This is a genomic window from Mycobacterium sp. UM_CSW (genome assembly GCF_000455205.1).
In the GTDB taxonomy this organism is placed as follows: domain Bacteria; phylum Actinomycetota; class Actinomycetes; order Mycobacteriales; family Mycobacteriaceae; genus Mycobacterium.
This window is the reverse complement of record NZ_AUWQ01000022.1, coordinates 31,539-44,678: the sequence shown is the minus strand read 5'-3', so window position 1 is coordinate 44,678 and position 13,140 is coordinate 31,539. Positions and strand designations below refer to the sequence as shown.

Genomic DNA, 13,140 nt, shown 5'->3' with positions numbered 1-13,140 from the left:
ACCAGCTATCGGGCTATTCGTCAGCGGCGAAAAGCGCATCGCCGCTCAGTCATCCCCGCCCAAACGGCCAGGAGGGACAACGTGATCAAGGTGATGGAGGGCGTGCGGGTCCTCGAATTGGCGCAATACACTTTCGTGCCCGCGGCGGGGGCCATCCTCGCGGACTGGGGGGCTGACGTCATCAAGGTCGAGCATCCGGTGCGCGGTGACACCCAGCGCGGCTTCCTCTACATGGGCGGCATCAAGCTCGAAGCCGACCGGCACCCGCTGATCGAGCACCCCAACCGTGGCAAGCGCAGCGTGGGCGTCGATGTCTCCACGCCGGGTGGTCAAGAGGTGCTCTACGAGCTCGCGAAGACCTCCGACGTGTTTCTCACCAACTACATGCCGCAGGCGCGGCAGAAGAACAAGTTCGACGTCGAGCACATTCGAGCGGCCAACCCGAACATCATCTACGCGCGCGGCAGCGCCTACGGTGACAAGGGTCCAGAGCGGTTGGTCGGCGGGTTCGACGGCACCGCATTCTGGACACGCAGCGGCGTGGGACACGCGCTAACTCCCGAAGCGCTCGGTGGCGCACTGCCACAGGGAATCCCGGCCTTCGGTGACTCGATCGGTGGGATGAACATCGCCGGCGGTATCTCGGCGGCACTGTTCCATCGCGAGAAGACCGGTGAGGCCGTCGAGATCGATGTTTCCCTGCTATCGACGGCGTGGTGGGCCGCGGGCGCCAGCGTCACGCAGGGCATGGAGACCGGTGAGACGATGCGTTCGACGATGCCCGACGAGACCCCGCCAATATTTAATCCATTCCTCGGTAACTTCCTCACCTCCGACGGCGGCACCATCAACCTCTGCATCGTCAGCCCCACCGGCTACATCCGCGATACCTTCGAGCATCTCGGACTGCCGGAGCTCGCAGACGACCCTCGGTTCTCCGACGTGATGCCGCTGATCCGAAACGCCGCGGAGGCAGCGGAACTCGTCGCAAAGGCCATTCGCGGAAAATCGTTCGACTACTGGCGTGAGCATCTCAAGACCATGAAGGGTCAGTGGGCACCCTTCCAGAGCCTTCTTGAACTGGCTTCAGACGAGCAGGCCATCGCCAACGACATGATCGTCGAGTACGAGGCCTCCGCGGGCGACAAGCCGTTCCGGGTGGTGCGGGGTCCGGTGCAGTTCAACCACGAGCCGCTCGAGACGACGCGTGCGCCCCAGGCCTCGGAGCACACCGAGATCGTGCTAATGGAACTCGGGATGGAATGGGACCGCATCGAGGCCCTCAAGGACGCCGGCGCCATTGCCTGACATCGTGACATCGGCTGCCGCCGAGTGCCTTTCAAAAGCTGAGCCGATCCGCGCGAGCTGAGACGTCCTTGTGGATGGCCGTGTTGGTCGCTCATACCGTGCTTGCTACCGACGGGCGCCCTCGCCTCGGGGTGATCAATCGAGGACCTTCTCCGTCCAGTCGACGATCTGAGGCGCAAGCTGTTTCCAATTGATCCAGACCGACACCCCGTTGTCTCGACTGTCCTCATATCGATCGAGGAACTCCCGGTCGCCCCACACCGGGTCGATGATCTCGGCGTTCTGTAGGTTCGCCGCGAGACGTTCCGACGTCGCGCGGGTGTGAAAGTAGTCGCTCTTCCCACTGCGAAAGACGAGTACCGGCAGCGTTATCGCCGCGGCTTCTTCGTCGGTGAGGCCCGCTACGAGCGGATTGCCGCATGCGCAGTAGACGTGGGCCCAGCGTTCCATCGTTTCGATGAACGTTTGCTTGTCCTGAGCCAGGAATCGGTCGCGGTTACGCGGATTGCGCGTGATGACTTCGGCCCACGTGGGATCGTCGGCGACATCGGCCATCGTCCCGTTCCACGCGGCTCGGATGGAGGGGAAGTTGTACACCTCGGCCAGCGACATGCTGCCGAACGCACCGCCGCTAGGCCACCACATCACCACCGCGCGCGCGATCTCGGGGTGACGCGCCGCGGCAAGCAACGAGATCCGGGCTCCACCGGAACCACCGAGCAACACTGTCGGGCCGAGGTCCAGGTCCACGATGAGGCGAGCGAGCGACTCGGCCTGCATCACCGACTCCGAGCTGCCTTCGAAGCACACCGCGGACGCACCGCAGTTGAGGCGATCGTAGATGACCACCTTCTTGCCTCGATCCGCGATCGCCTCCGCGAGCTCACGGACACCGCCCGCATCCTTGCTGAAACGGCCACCCCCCGTGAGGATATAAGGCTCACCTTCGCCGATAATCTCGTAAGCGATCTCGAGGTCACCTTGCATCACGACCGGCATATTCACCCTTTCAGACATCGGATCGGCAGTCCGCCAACGTTTCTCGCGGCCAGCGGGGAACGTGGGGCGCACGCCTCGCGGCCGGGCTCGTACTCCCTGGGAAGGATCCCCGCTGTGGGTTCAGGCCGGACAAGTGGCGTTCATTTCGGGAACATAGTGACATAATTTGCATAGATGTTCAACGACGCCTCCGGGTCGCCGGTGACCTGAGAAAAGGAGCCCCACGAATGGCAGGAGTCGACTGGTTGGTAGGGCAGGACCGCGGATCCGAGGCGACCGCGCGCATTCACGCCGCAGCCGCCGACCTGGTCTCCGAACGCGGGTGGGAGGGTTTCACCATCGGCGCGCTCGCAGCCAAAGTGCACTGTTCGCCCGCCACCATCTACCGCCACGCCGGCGGCAGGACCGCGATTCGCAATGCCGTCGTCAACATTCATGCCGCCCGCGTGATCGAATCGATGCGCGATGCCATCGAAGGGCTCACAGGGGCGGAGCGCGTCGTGTCGGCGACCGCGATCGCGCTGCAACGGATCCGATCCGATCCCCTGACTCAGATGATCCGGTCTACGCGCCCTCCTATCGACGACGATTGGATGCCGTCCAGCGAGGTCGTCGTGCAATGCGCCCAGGAGGTCCTCGGGCAGCATGACCCCGATCCGCTTGCGCAGCAGTGGCTGATTCACGTCTTTCTGGCACTGTGGATATGGCCGATGAAGGATGCCGAGGCCGAGCTGCAGATGTTGCAGCGATTCCTCGGACCGCCGTATGACGCCGCGGGGAGCTAGACGAGAGCTACGGGAGTCGCCTCGAACACCCTCGGCGCCGCGTGGCGCTTCCACCGTCTTCTCATCGTGAGAGATTGAGCGTCGATGTTCTCATAAGTACGTGCAGGTGAACGGCCGTGTATGCGAGGTCGGCCGGCGACAATGTCGCACGCGGTGTTGCAACCTTTGCGGGCCCGTTGACGTGAGGTTGAGGTAACACCGAGGCTGAAGCGGTGGAAACGCTCATGGATCCCGCCATGTTCTTCGGCACTGACGCCATCCAGAATCCGTACCCCTTGTACGAGCAGATGCGCGCCGCATCCCCCGTGCACCGCATCGGTGACTCCGACTTTTACGCAGTTTGCGGGTGGGACGCCGTCGTCGAAGCTGTTGCGCGCGTGGATGACTTCTCCTCGAATCTCACCGCGACGGTGGTCTTCGAGGGGGACACCGGATCTGTCGAACCGTACTCCATGATGCCGCTCGGGGATCCGATGCACTCGCTGGCCACCGCCGACGATCCCGCACACGCCGTTCATCGCAAGATCCTGCTGCCACATCTATCGGCAAAACGCGTGCGGGTCATCGAGGAGTTCGCACAGGAAACGGCGCGCCGGCTGCTGTCCGAGTCGTTGGTCGACGGACGCATCGAGTGGATGAGCACGGTTGCCAACCGGCTGCCGATGATGGTGGTGGCCCGTCTGCTGGGGCTGCCGCACGACGATGTCGACACGTTGATTCGACTGGGGTTCGCCACCACCACGCTGCTAGACGGGCTCGTCACGCCGGCGCAGCTCGAAGCCGCCGGGACGGCTGTCATGGAGTTAAGTGCGTACGTCCTGGACCATTTCGACAAGGCCGCCACCGATGCACAACCCGGATTGATGAGCGACCTGGCCGCGCGCTGCGCCTCCGGTCAGCTGGATCAACCCGTCGCCTTGTCCATGATGCTCACCCTCTTTAGCGCCGCTGGTGAATCGACGGCGTCGCTGCTGGGCAGCGCGGCCTGGATTCTGGTCAGCCGACCCGACATTCAGGAGCAGGTGCGTGCCCATCCCGATCTCCTGGGCCCGTTCATCGAGGAAACACTGCGCTACGAGCCACCGTTTCGTGCGCATTACCGCCACGTCCGCCGGCATACCGCTCTCGCCGGGGTCGAGCTACCAGCGGACGCGCACCTCCTTCTGATGTGGGGAGCGGCCAATCGCGATGCCGCACAATTCGAGTCGCCTGATGAGTTCCGACTTGATCGCGGCGGGGCCAAAGGGCACGTCACCTTCGGCAAGGGCGCGCACTTCTGCATCGGCGCAGCACTAGCCCGGCTGGAGGCTCGAGTCGTATTAGGCATCCTTCTCGAACGAACCGACTGGATTGAGGCTGCCGAGATCGGAGAGTGGTTGCCGAGCATCCTGGTTCGGCGTTTGGAGCGCCTGCACTTGGCGACTCGATAGCGCGTAACAGCGCACGAGCACGGAGCTACCCTTCTGCCACACTGTCAGCGACAGCGTCGTCAATAAGCAAACCAGGACCCATGACAGACCAAGAACCAAGATTGCGCCAGCGCACTGACGGGCGACTGAATCGATCACGCGACCCGGCCATCCTCAACGCCGCGCTTGCAGCCCTGGCAGAACACGGGTACCACGCCACCAACATGGACGACATCGCCGCCCGGGCAGGTGTGGGAAAGGCTGCGATCTACCGGCGTTGGTCATCCAAAGCCGCGCTGATGACCGACGCCTTGGTGTACTGGCGACCCGATCTGCTCAGCGCCGACGTTCCTGACACGGGCAGCTTGGCCGGCGACCTGGATGCCCTGGTCGAGCGCATCAAACGCAGTGATAGTGACCTGGTCAGCAACGACCTGGTACTGCGAGTCGCGATGGAAGCCGCGCATGAACCCGAACTTGCTTCTGCGCTCGATGATCTCATGCTCGGCAAAGGCAAGCGCACGATGACGGCGATCTTGACCCACGCCGCTAAACGCGGCGAGATCTCCGGCGACCGTGACTGGTCACTGGTCGCTGATGTCCTTGTAGCCATGGGCCTGCTGCAGGTCGCGCGCGGCCAAACCGTCGACGCCAATTTCGTGCGCCAAGTCATCGACACCCTGGTCCTGCCAGCAGTGCGCACGACAAACAACGCATAACGCGTCGCGCGGGCCCAACTGGCTTTGCTGCCTCGCAACCGCAATCCAGTGCGAATGCAACTTGAGTTGTTGAGGCTGGGCCCATGTCCAACACTCGATGTGAATCCCCGCCATGGCGAGCTTTCATGGATAATGCGGATTATCCATGAAATGGAGCGGTGAAACCTTGAGCGAACCCCCGCGGTCCGGCCACGTAGCCGGTGATAGACCAGCCTTCCTCCCTCTCCTCCTAGCAACGCGTCACTGTGACGAACTGCCTTGGGGCGCATGGCTTTCCGACGAATGCGTTGACAAGCCCGGAACACCAGAGCCCCCACAGGGACGCCGCCGCTGATATCAAGCAGGGCAGGATAGCCGCGTTCGTGGGATGTCATATCAATGCTCGAGAAGCCGACCCGGTCGATACCCCCGTGGTTGTGCACCGCGAGGTAGTCCTAAGACTTAATCGTTGCCGAAAGCCCTCAATTCCGTAGCAAACAAACGAACTGCGGCCGCTAACTCGTGGGCCAGGCGTCCCAGCTGATCATGGTCCGCAACGGGCCGGCGAATACCGGCCGAACGGCTGCTGACCGCCAGCGGTCTTCGACAAGGGCGGCGACGGCATCGGTAGTCGCGAGCGGGTCGGCGTCGAGGTACACGACGGTGATGTATTGCTGGTCGGTGCGCCAGCCCGCGGGCAGGTGAATCCACCCGGTGCTCGTTCCGAACGTCCAGGCGCCGACGGTGCCTGGCGTGGCCAGCAATGCCGGATAGTGTTCGGCATGCAACCATTGCAGCCACTCGTTCGAGCGGCCGTCGGCGGGCTCCTCGACGATCAGCAGGATTCCGCGATGCGGGCGGAACGGCACTACCTCCCCGGAAATCAGCGCCTGCGGTGCGGAATGCCATTGCAGCAGGCGCAGTCCGGCAACTTGCAGGTACGGCCGCGAGATGGGAAAGCGACCGTTTTCCCGCAGCGCACTCCCTAAAGCCACGAAGTCGTCGAGCGTCTCTTCGACGGGATCACTGACCAGATAGTGCACAGCATTGCCGATTTGGCTCAGTGGTCCGTTGGCCGCCAGCCGGTGGTCGGCGTAGTCGCCGTCGGCGATCCAGCGCAATCCGTGCACGATGCCCGGAAGCTGATACTGCTCGGGCATGTGATCCAACAGGTGCCACCGCAGATAACTGCCGTCGTCGTCGGCCGGTGCCGGCGGAGTGAGGCTGAAAACGCCTGCCTTGACCCGGTTCACGCGGCACCTCCATCGGGCGGATAGATCTCGGCGAGCGCGTGCAGGTTCTCTAAGTAGTTCTGCAGCGACCTATGGCGGAACATTGTGCTGACGATCGTGGCACCGTGCGCGACGGTATCGGCGATGATGTGGCGCGTGCGGTCCGGTTCGTCGATCGGGTTCAACGGCGCCAGCGGCGGCAGCAGAACCTCGAATCCGGGCTGAATGTCAAAGCGGCCCAGCCATTCCCGGGCCTGCTGCGGGCTCACGTTGAACGGCGCCCAGCCGTCGGCCAACGTGACCGCGCGGCGCAGCGATCGCAGCGTGCGCCCACCGATCCAGATCGGGACGCGATCCTGGACCGCGCACGGGTCGACGACCATCCCGCTGAACGAATAGAACTCACCGTGGTAGGTGGGCTCGGGCACCGACAGTGACGCCCGCAGCGCCCGCAACGCGTCGTCGCCCCGTGCTCCGCGGTCGTCGAACGAAGCGCCGAGCAGCTCGAACTCTTCCTTGAGGCTGCCGACGCCCACTCCGAGAATGAGCCTCCCATTGCTGACCTTGTCCAATGTGCCGTAGCGCTTGGCGATCTCGAGCGGGTGGTGATAGCCGAGCACCAGGACGTAGGTGGTCAAGCGTATTCGCTGGGTGCGGGCGGCCAGGTAGCCGAACGTCGCCAGCGGATCCCAGTAGCGGGTGCCCCGGCGTTCTCGCTCGGCGGCGGGCAGCCCGATGTGTTCGGCGCAGGTCAGGTGGTGGTAGCCCAGGCGGTCTGCGGCCTCGGCGATCTGGGCGAGGTCCTCGATCGAGGCGTCCTTCTCCCAGCTGCCGTTGGCGGCGGGCAGCATGACCACGGGCGTGGCTACCGACAGTTTCGCCATCGCGGCGATTTTACCAAGAGGCAGGCTGGTGCGGCCGAACCCATCGCGGGTAGATCCTAACAATGCTCGAAAGATTTCGAACGCCGATAGAATCTGATCGTGCCCGTCGCGGGTAAGCGCGGCGCAACGGCCGGCGCCGCGCGACGCGCGTATGGCGAACTCGACCGTGATCAGGTCGCGGTCTTGCGTGAGCTGGCGCGCCGGGTCGGCGTGGAACGCGTGACGATGCGTGAGCTCGCCGCTGAACTCGGTGCCGCCGTGCCGTCGGTGTATTACGACGTGCCGAACAAGCAAGCGGCTTTCGAGCTGCTCGCGTCCCGGCATCTTCATGGATAATGTAGATTAACCATGAAGCATACGGGAAGATGCTGGCGCGCAACGTAATTGGGCGATTAATCGTCGCTTTGACGAATCGGCCGATTATCGACGAATCTGGCGGCGCACTGAAACAAACAATTTCAACATGTTTCGCGCTCGACAACCAACGGGCGAGCTTGAACCGGCGTTCCTGAGGGCCACCGGCGTCCGCGGTAGGTGTGGGCGCGCCTGGCATTCCATGTGTCGCTGGGGCCGATCGGTTGGTTGACCATAATCTCCGCGGCACACGTGGTGCGCATCTCGAACGTGCGGACGCAACGTAGGCTAGCGTCGCTTCTCACATCATGACGAGAGGTCATCCATGCCGCGCGTCACGCAGGCGCACCGCGACGCTCGCCGCCGACAGATCCTCGGTGCCGCACGGTCCCAGGTCAGCGTCCGCCGAAGGTGAGGCGGCAGCCCACCTAGGGCATTGGCGATGCCGTCACGCATGTTTTCAGCGGCCGCCCGCCCCGCGGGTAGGTGGACCAGTATCAGGAATCGGGTAGTGCGTTCGACGAGAGTGCCTATCGCCGAACGGTTTCCACTACCCATGATGCAGTCACCTTCCCAATGCCCGACTTGTACCCGATCGTCGACCTCGACGGGGCGATCGGCGATCAGTCAGCGGTGCGCGTGCGCCTTCGCGGACGAACATCTGTTAAGTAGACGGGGCGGACCTTGGCTAACGTTGTACACAATGCTAGGTCAACTTACAGTTCGCCTCTTTACTGGTAAGTTCCCCGAAGCAGTGGAGCTCGGTCGACTTGTACCACTGGCTCAAGGTCGACCAGTCCCCTTGAGAGGGTCCCTAGCCCGGGCTGGGGCGCAGCCCGCGCTGGCCCAGTCCAGGTGTAAATAGTTAACGCGGCGATCGATCGACTGGAGGGTGCACAGCTATGGCCGGACCATTGGACGGTTTGCGCGTCGTCGAATTGGCCGGTATCGGGCCCGGCCCGCACGCCGCGATGATTCTCGGTGACTTGGGCGCAGACGTCGTCCGCATCGACCGACTCGATAAGGGCACCGGAATCCCAAGCAACGACTACCTGCTGCGTAGCCGTCGCTCGGTGGGCGCCGATCTCAAGAACCCGGCCGACCGTGACATGGTGCTCGGCTTGATCGCTAAGGCCGATGTCCTGATCGAGGGTTTCCGCCCCGGCGTCACCGAACGCCTCGGTCTGGGCCCGGAGGAGTGCGCCAAGGTCAACCCCCGGCTGATCTACGGCCGGATGACCGGATGGGGTCAGGAAGGCCCGCGCAGCCAGCAGGCCGGCCACGACATCAACTACATATCGCTCAACGGCCTGTTGCACGCCATCGGCCGGGTCGACGAACGTCCCGTCCCGCCGCTGAATCTCGCCGGCGACTTCGGTGGCGGCTCGATGTTCCTGCTGGTCGGCATCCTGTCAGCGCTGTGGGAGCGGGAGCGCTCGGGCCTGGGCCAGGTGATCGACGCGGCGATGGTGGACGGCTCGAGCGTGCTGGCTCAGATGATGTGGGCTTTCCGCCACATGGGCATGTGGGGCGACGTGCGCGGTACCAACATGCTCGACACCGGCGCGCCATACTACGACACCTACGAATGCTCCGACGGTCGCTACGTCGCGGTCGGCGCGATCGAGCAGCAGTTCTACGCCGAGCTGCTCGACAAGCTCGGCCTGAACGCCGCCGATCTGCCCGGCCAAAACGACATCGCCCGCTGGCCAGAACTGCGGGCGGTGCTCACCAAGGCCTTCGCCGGCCACGACCGCGACCACTGGGCCAAGGTCTTCGCCGGCAGCGACGCCTGCTGCACGCCGGTGCTGTCGTTCGCCGAAGTCGCCACCGAACCGCACAACACCGAGCGCAATGGCTTCTACACCGAGGCGGGCTCGACCTTCCCTGCGCCGGCCCCGCGGTTCTCCCGCACCCGCCTCGATGCACCGGCCGCACCCGGTGTTCCGGGAGCCGACAACGAAGCCGTTCTGCGCGACTGGGTATAAGCCTCAACCAACCAGCAGGTCGAGCTACCGAAAGGAAGCACATTCGTGGACCGCTCGACGCCCTTCAAAAAGGTCGTCGAGGTGAACTTGATCCGATTCGGTATCAGACTCAGCCCCAACAATCACCACGAAAAATCGAGGCTAGCTTAGCTAGCAAGGCCCGCTTTGTCGGAGGAGGTGGCCGCCGCAGTTCCGGTGAAACAAGGCATCGGGTTTCTGCCTTGGTCGAGTGCGATGAGTAGACCAACAACCGTGGTCAGTCGCTGGCGGGCAGCGGTTTGGCTTCCTTGATTTCCAGGGGTGTGGTGCCAACGGTCAGTGTGCCTTTTCCGGCCTTGGTGACGAGCACCTCGGCTCCGTCGGCGTCGACGTAGCGTTTTCCTATGAGCGTGCCGCCGGCCAGGGCGTCGTCGAGGGTGAGGCTGGTGTCCTTCTCGGCGTTCAGCGCGATGGCGGGGACGCAGCCGATGCGCAGGTCGTCGAGTGCGTCGGAGGCGCGCACGACGATGACCTGGGTGTCGCAGACCTGGGACTGCAGGCGGGCGCCGTTCTTGATCACGCCCGGCCGCATTGGTATCTGGCTCGAGGACGATCACCGGCATCGGCGATGTAGCAGCGATCAGCGTGGCAACATCGTCGAGCTGACGCTCGAGGGCCGTGCGCTCATCAAGGCTGCCGCATCACCGCACGTGGCCGATGTACGACGGGTCCTGATTGACCAGATGACCCCGGCGTAGCTCGCCCTCGTGTGCGAGCTCGCCGATCTCGTCCGTGGCCGTGTCGACGCGCTCGCCGAGGAGTCGACCGGTCTGATGTCGGCCGACCGGTGGGCTCGGTTCGGCTGACCGGACTCAGCAGCCGTTGTCGAGTCCCGGTCGGGGACTCAGAACCAGTCCGGCGCCGCATCGAGCGTCGTTCGGTCGAGGGACGCCAGTAGATCGAACTGCGCAATCGTGCACGGAAGTTCGTGGCGGAAGAAGTACCGCGCAGTCTGCCGCTTGCCGTGATGGAAGGGGTCGCCGCGGCCGGCCGTGGCGAGGAACTGTTCCAACCAGATCCAGGCGATCACCACGTGGCCTGCGGCCTCCAAGTAGCTGGTGGCGTTCGCGAGCCGGAGGTCGGCGTCGGCCTCGGCGTGCAGCACGGCCGTGACCTCCTCGAGCCTGTCGACGGCGGTGTGCAGGGCACTGCCCAGGTCGGCAGCTTCGACGCCGGCAGATCCGGCCCGGTCCGCGGTGGCCCGCAGCCGCACGAGGAGCGCGGTGAGCGCGGCGCCGTTTCGTACCGCGGTCCGGCGGCCGAGGAGGTCGATCGCCTGGATGCCGTGCGTGCCCTCGTGGATGGGGTTCAGACGGTTGTCCCGGTAGTGCTGCTCGACGTCGTAGTCGCGGGTGTAGCCGTACCCGCCGTGGATCTGGATCGCGAGATCGTTGGCGGCCAGACACCACTGCGAAGGCCAGCTCTTGGCGATCGGCGTGAGGACCTCCAGCAGCAGCTGCGCGTCGATGCGGTCCTGCTCCGTCACCCCGGTCTGCTCCTCGTCAAGCAGTCGCCCGCAGTAGAGACTGAGTGCCAGGCCGCCCTCGACGTAGGACTTCTGCGCGAGCAGCATGCGTCGGACGTCGGCGTGCTCGATGAGCGGAAGCGGTTCTGCGGTCGGGCTCTTCGCCGACGGGAGGCGGCCCTGGCGCCTGGTGCGCGCGTAGTCGACCGACTTGAGGAACGCTGTGTAGCCGATCGCCGCCGCTCCGGTCCCGACCGCGATCCGGGCCTCGTTCATCATGTGGAACATCTGGGCCAGGCCCGTGCTCGGCTCGCCGACGAGGTACCCGACTGCGCCGGTGCGCGCACCCGGACGATGAACGCCATCGCCGAAGTTCAGGACAGTGTTGACCGTGCCGCGGTAGCCCATCTTGTGGTTGAGCCCGGCGAGGACCACGTCGTTGCGCTCGCCGAGCGCGCCGTCGTCGTCCACCAGGTACTTGGGCACGGCGAACAACGAGATCCCCTTCGTTCCCGGTGGTGACCCCGGGATGCGTGCGAGCACGAGGTGGATGATGTTCTCGCCCAGCTCATGGTCTCCACCGGAGATCCACATCTTCGTCCCGGTCAGGCGATGCGTGCCGTCGCCGGCGGGCCTCGCGAGTGTGGTGATGTCGGCCAGCGACGACCCCGCCTGCGGCTCGGACAGGCACATCGTCCCGTGGAAGCGGCCCTCCAGCATCGGGAGCACGAACCGTCGGATCTGCTCGCCGCTTCCGTGTGCCAGCAGCAGGTTGGCGTTCGCGACGGTCAGCATCGCGTAGGACCACGTGGCGATGTTCGCCGCGGCGAACCAGGCCGTGCAGGCCGTACGGATGGCGTGGGGGAGCTGCAGGCCGCCGACGTCGGCATCGGCCGTCGCGGCGAGGAAGCCCACATCGGCGATGGTGTCGAGCGCGCTCTTCACCTCCGGATTCAGCACGACGCGACCGTCGTCATCGACGTGGGGCTCGGTGACGTCGTTCGCCTTGTTGTGCGGCGCGAACTCCTTCTCCGCGATCTCCGCGCAGAGGTCGAGGACCGCGGAGAAGGACTCCGCGGAGTGCTCGGCGAACCGCGGACGCGCGGTAAGTGACGCGACGTCGAGCCAGTCGTCGAGCAGGAAGTCGACGTCCCTGCGGGACAGGATGAGTGACGGTGCGGGCACGACCCCTCCTTGTACGTGTCAGCGGGCCAGCGTCAGGCCACCGTCGACCGTGAGGACGATCCCGGTGACGTGACGGCCGGCCCGCGAGGTCAGGTACACGACGGCGCCGGCGATGTCGTCGGGTTCACCCGGACCGTTCACCGTGGACGTCGATGTGTAGCGTTCGGGATGCTGCTCGAGCGTGCGGTTCATCATCTTCGTCGGGAACGGGCCCGGTGCGATCGCGTTGCATGTCACGTTCCGGGGCCCCAGTTCGTGGGCGAGGACGCGGGTCAGGTGGTGCAGGCCGGCCTTGCTGGCCGAGTAGGCGTAGGTCGGCATCCCCGGCACGCTCAACCCGTCGATGGAACCAATGTTGACCACCCGTGCCGGGGTGCGCGGGGTGCTGGCCCGTTCCAGCAGCGGAAGGAACGCTCTGGTCAGGAAGAACGGCGCCTTCAGGTTGAGGTCGAGGACTTTGTCCCACGCGGCCGCCGGGAACTCTTCGAGCGGCGCACCCCACGTCGCGCCGGCGTTGTTGACCAGGATGTCGACGGCGCCGTGGCGTCGACCGACCTCGGCAGCGAGTCGGCGGCATTCCTCGTCGCCGGAGAGGTCGGCTGGCACCGCGGAGACGGCACCACCGAGGTCGGCGCACGCCTGGGCGCACGCGCGAGCGTCCCGGGATGAGATCACCACCGCAGCGCCCGCCCGCAGCAGCCCGCGCGCCGCCATCATCCCGATGCCCCGGCTTCCTCCGGTGACGATGGCGACCCGGCCGGACAGGTCGAAGAGCTCAGCACTCACTGTCGCAC

The 13,140-nt window shown here is 65.1% G+C and carries 13 protein-coding genes and 1 pseudogene; 7 read left to right on the top strand and 7 right to left on the bottom strand.

Annotated features, from left to right (window positions below):
• The first annotated feature begins 93 nt into the window (after window positions 1-93).
• Entirely contained in the window at window positions 94-1,308 is a 1,215-nt protein-coding gene (locus N415_RS09505) for a CaiB/BaiF CoA-transferase family protein (RefSeq protein WP_068180328.1), read from the top strand.
• 135 nt (window positions 1,309-1,443) lie between these two features.
• Here the strand turns inward: N415_RS09505 and N415_RS09500 are convergent, their stop codons facing one another.
• Window positions 1,444-2,379 (bottom strand): alpha/beta hydrolase, encoded by a 936-nt coding sequence (locus N415_RS09500; protein ID WP_239645478.1) that lies wholly within the window; start codon window positions 2,377-2,379, stop codon window positions 1,444-1,446.
• Window positions 2,380-2,534: 155 nt separating this feature from the next.
• On the opposite strand from N415_RS09500, the gene N415_RS09495 reads away from it, so the two are divergent.
• The 3 genes from N415_RS09495 (at window position 2,535) to N415_RS09485 (ending at window position 5,220) form a co-directional block, all read left to right on the top strand.
• Window positions 2,535-3,092 carry a TetR/AcrR family transcriptional regulator gene (locus tag N415_RS09495; RefSeq protein WP_068180120.1) on the top strand — a complete coding sequence of 186 codons (558 nt, stop codon included), beginning with the start codon at window positions 2,535-2,537 and terminating at the stop codon, window positions 3,090-3,092.
• Window positions 3,093-3,316: 224 nt separating this feature from the next.
• The gene (locus N415_RS09490) at window positions 3,317-4,522 is read left to right on the top strand and encodes a cytochrome P450 (protein WP_068180324.1); all 1,206 of its coding nucleotides are present in this window, start codon (window positions 3,317-3,319) and stop codon (window positions 4,520-4,522) included.
• 80 nt (window positions 4,523-4,602) lie between these two features.
• Window positions 4,603-5,220: a TetR/AcrR family transcriptional regulator gene (locus tag N415_RS09485; protein WP_068180116.1), complete on the top strand. Its 618-nt coding sequence runs from the start codon at window positions 4,603-4,605 to the stop codon at window positions 5,218-5,220.
• Window positions 5,221-5,714: 494 nt separating this feature from the next.
• Here the strand turns inward: N415_RS09485 and N415_RS09480 are convergent, their stop codons facing one another.
• Together N415_RS09480 and N415_RS09475 are read right to left on the bottom strand one after the other, a co-directional pair.
• Window positions 5,715-6,452 carry a hypothetical protein gene (locus N415_RS09480; RefSeq protein ID WP_068180111.1) on the bottom strand — a complete coding sequence of 246 codons (738 nt, stop codon included), beginning with the start codon at window positions 6,450-6,452 and terminating at the stop codon, window positions 5,715-5,717.
• Window positions 6,449-7,315: an LLM class F420-dependent oxidoreductase gene (locus tag N415_RS09475; RefSeq protein WP_068180106.1), complete on the bottom strand. Its 867-nt coding sequence runs from the start codon at window positions 7,313-7,315 to the stop codon at window positions 6,449-6,451. The genes N415_RS09480 and N415_RS09475 overlap by 4 nt, the downstream gene beginning before the upstream one ends.
• 99 nt (window positions 7,316-7,414) lie before the next feature.
• Between N415_RS09475 and N415_RS09470 the strand changes: the two genes are divergently transcribed.
• Window positions 7,415-7,651: a TetR family transcriptional regulator gene (locus tag N415_RS09470; protein WP_068180105.1), complete on the top strand. Its 237-nt coding sequence runs from the start codon at window positions 7,415-7,417 to the stop codon at window positions 7,649-7,651.
• Window positions 7,652-8,053: 402 nt separating this feature from the next.
• On the opposite strand, the pseudogene N415_RS32605 reads toward N415_RS09470, so the two are convergent.
• Window positions 8,054-8,296, bottom strand: a pseudogene (locus N415_RS32605) (IS30 family transposase); the annotation flags it as partial.
• A 275-nt stretch (window positions 8,297-8,571) separates the two neighbouring features.
• Between N415_RS32605 and N415_RS09465 the strand changes: the two are divergent.
• Window positions 8,572-9,657 (top strand): CaiB/BaiF CoA-transferase family protein, encoded by a 1,086-nt coding sequence (locus N415_RS09465; protein WP_068180102.1) that lies wholly within the window; start codon window positions 8,572-8,574, stop codon window positions 9,655-9,657.
• A gap of 256 nt (window positions 9,658-9,913) precedes the next feature.
• Here N415_RS09465 and N415_RS09460 read toward each other — a convergent pair whose 3' ends face one another.
• Complete coding sequence (locus N415_RS09460; RefSeq protein ID WP_068180320.1) at window positions 9,914-10,216, bottom strand: hypothetical protein; 303 nt, start codon at window positions 10,214-10,216, stop codon at window positions 9,914-9,916.
• On the opposite strand from N415_RS09460, the gene N415_RS09455 reads away from it, so the two are divergent.
• Window positions 10,209-10,394, top strand: coding sequence for a hypothetical protein (locus N415_RS09455; RefSeq protein WP_068180099.1), 186 nt, complete (start codon window positions 10,209-10,211; stop codon window positions 10,392-10,394). The genes N415_RS09460 and N415_RS09455 overlap by 8 nt on opposite strands.
• A gap of 146 nt (window positions 10,395-10,540) precedes the next feature.
• Here the strand turns inward: N415_RS09455 and N415_RS09450 are convergent, their stop codons facing one another.
• Together N415_RS09450 and N415_RS09445 are read right to left on the bottom strand one after the other, a co-directional pair.
• Window positions 10,541-12,346, bottom strand: coding sequence for an acyl-CoA dehydrogenase (locus N415_RS09450; RefSeq protein WP_068180096.1), 1,806 nt, complete (start codon window positions 12,344-12,346; stop codon window positions 10,541-10,543).
• 18 nt (window positions 12,347-12,364) lie between these two features.
• Window positions 12,365-13,132 (bottom strand): SDR family oxidoreductase, encoded by a 768-nt coding sequence (locus N415_RS09445; protein ID WP_068180093.1) that lies wholly within the window; start codon window positions 13,130-13,132, stop codon window positions 12,365-12,367.
• Window positions 13,133-13,140: the final 8 nt, after the last annotated feature.

Excerpts from the sequence above, each read along its gene's own strand:
- N415_RS09505 (WP_068180328.1), top strand. The coding sequence starts at position 94 with ATGGAGGGCGTGCGGGTCCTCGAATTGGCGCAATACACTTTCGTGCCC.
- N415_RS09495 (WP_068180120.1), top strand. The coding sequence starts at position 2,535 with ATGGCAGGAGTCGACTGGTTGGTAGGGCAGGACCGCGGATCCGAGGCG.
- N415_RS09490 (WP_068180324.1), top strand. The coding sequence starts at position 3,317 with ATGGATCCCGCCATGTTCTTCGGCACTGACGCCATCCAGAATCCGTAC.
- N415_RS09485 (WP_068180116.1), top strand. The coding sequence starts at position 4,603 with ATGACAGACCAAGAACCAAGATTGCGCCAGCGCACTGACGGGCGACTG.
- N415_RS09475 (WP_068180106.1), bottom strand. The coding sequence starts at position 7,315 with ATGGCGAAACTGTCGGTAGCCACGCCCGTGGTCATGCTGCCCGCCGCC.
- N415_RS09465 (WP_068180102.1), top strand. The coding sequence starts at position 8,572 with ATGGCCGGACCATTGGACGGTTTGCGCGTCGTCGAATTGGCCGGTATC.